The following is a 2423-nucleotide window of genomic DNA, read 5'->3' on the forward strand; positions in this document are numbered from 1 at the left end:
TCTCGATGATTTGCAATGGGCAGACTTGGCTAGTCTCCAGTTAATAGAATTAATTATGCTCGATGGCGATATGGACTATTTGTTTTTAATTGGCTCCTATCGCAGTAATGAAATTAATTCCACCCATCCCCTAACCGCTACCCTGGATAAATTAGAGCAGGGGGGCATAATTATCAATCAAGTTATTTTAAAACCTCTGGGGCTTGAACAGGTCAATCAGTTAATTGCAGAGACATTAAATCATTCACCAGAATATGTGCAATCTTTGGCCGCTTTAGTCTGGCAAAAAACCCACGGTAATCCTTTTTTTGTCAATGAATTTCTCAAAACCATCTACTGGGAAAATTTGCTATTTTTCCAACCGGGGCAGGAAACAACCACTAAAACCGACAATAATAGGGGCTATTGGCAATGGCATCTCGGTCAAATTCAAAGGATTGGCAGTACCGATAATCTGATTCAATTTATGATGGGCAAAATGCAGAAATTGCCTCCCGAAACCCAAGAAGTCTTAAGTTTAGCCGCTTGTCTTGGCTCAGAATTTAATTTAAATATTCTAGCAGTAATCTCTGAAAAATCACCCCCAGAACTTTTACCAATTTTAACTTCTAGTAGCGAAGCTGGTTTAATTATTCCCCTCTCAGAATTAGATGAACAATTACTCATTCAAGAATATAAATTTGCTCATGATCGCATTCAGCAAGGAGCTTACGCTCTCATCGAAGACAGCCAAAAATCTTTAATTCATTTAAAAATTGGTCGCCTACTTTGGCAGCATACTTCTGCCAAAGAATTATCGGAAAAGATTTTTAAAATAGTCGATCATTTCAATCTTGGTTATCAACTAATTAGCAAGGAAAAAGAACGGGAGTCAGTGGCTAACTTGAATTTACTAGCAGCCCAAAAGGCAAAAGCCGCTAATGCCCAAAATGGAGCCTTAAAATACATTAAAATCGCTCAAAAACTTCTCAAAAAATCAAGCTGGAAAAATAACTATCAACTGACTTTAGATATTTATTCTGAAGCCACAGAAATCGCCTATTTAAGTGGAGATTTTGAGCAGATGCAGTGCTGGGCTAATCTCGTGTTAAAACAGGCAAAAACCACCCTCGATAAAATCAAAGTTTATGAAGTAATCATCGAAGCTTATCACGCCCAAAATCAAGAACTAAAAGCGGTACAAATTGGCTTATCTGTCCTAAAAAGCTTTGATTTCGAGATTCCTGAATTCTTACAATCATCAGATATCCAAGAAGAACTCACTAAAACTCGGCAAAAATTAGCGGGTAAAAATATAGAAGATTTAATTACTTTACCGCCGATAAATGAGGAAAAAAAATTAGCAATAATGAAGATAGCAAGTGCTATATTTTCTCCTGTTTTTATTGCCGTCCCTCATCTCTTACCCATCCTAGTATCAAAACAGGTTAACTTATCAATTCAGTACGGCAACAGTTATCTAGCGGCTTTTACTTATGTCAATTATGGCTTAATTCTTTGTGGTCTTTTAGACGATTGGGAAACGGGTTATCAATTTGGAAAATTGGCTTTAAACATTGCTGATAAATTTCATACCAAAGCCCTGATGCCGAAAATAATTGCCGTCTTTTCCACCACTATTAGTATCTGGAAAGAACCGATTAAAAATTCCCTGTCCTTGTTAAAATCTTCCTATCAAACTGGTTTAGAAATGGGCGATCTCTACTACGGAACAACCTGCGCCTATCTTTACTGTTTTCATTCCGCCTTTATCGGACAGGAATTAACCGAATTAGCTAGAGAAATAGCTAACTATGATCTGGCTTTTGTTAAGCTCAAACAAGAAAACCCCCGCAACTATCTAAAAATCTACGGACAAACAGTTTTAAATCTGCTGGGACGCTCGGAAAATCCAGGTCTTTTAGAAGGACAATACTATCAAGAAACTCTTATGTTATCCTACCATCTAGAGGCTAATGATCTCTATGGTCTCTGTGCTTTATTTCTTAATAAATTATACCTTTGTTATCTATTTGGACAGTACGAACAAGCCATCGAAAATGCTAATCAAGCCCAAAATTATCTAGGGGGAGCTACCGCCACTTTCTTGATTTCTCTGCATAACTTCTATGATTCCCTCGCCCATTTAGCTATTTATAATCATCTGGACAATGACCAACAACAGCAAGTATTAGAACGGGTGACGAATAATCAGAAAAAGCTGTGGGAATGGGCTAATCAAGCACCCCCTAACTATCTCCATAAATTTTATTTAGTGCAAGCGGAAAAGGATCGGGTGCAGCAATCCTATCTAGAAGCCATAGAAAACTACGATCTAGCCATCGCTAAAGCCAAGGAAAATGAATACATTAATGAAGAGGCACTGGCTAACGAACTAGCGGCGAAATTCTATCTCGATTGGGGTAAAGTAAAAATTGCCAAAA

General features: G+C 37.6%; 1 protein-coding gene. It reads left to right on the plus strand.

The annotated features are described in order from the left end of the window. A partial coding sequence (locus tag PX484_RS12785) for an ATP-binding protein (RefSeq protein ID WP_502882736.1) occupies positions 1-2423 on the plus strand: 2423 nt, incomplete at both ends.

This window comes from Microcystis sp. M49636_WE2, from assembly GCF_030065375.1.
GTDB classification, from domain to species: domain Bacteria; phylum Cyanobacteriota; class Cyanobacteriia; order Cyanobacteriales; family Microcystaceae; genus Microcystis; species Microcystis aeruginosa_C.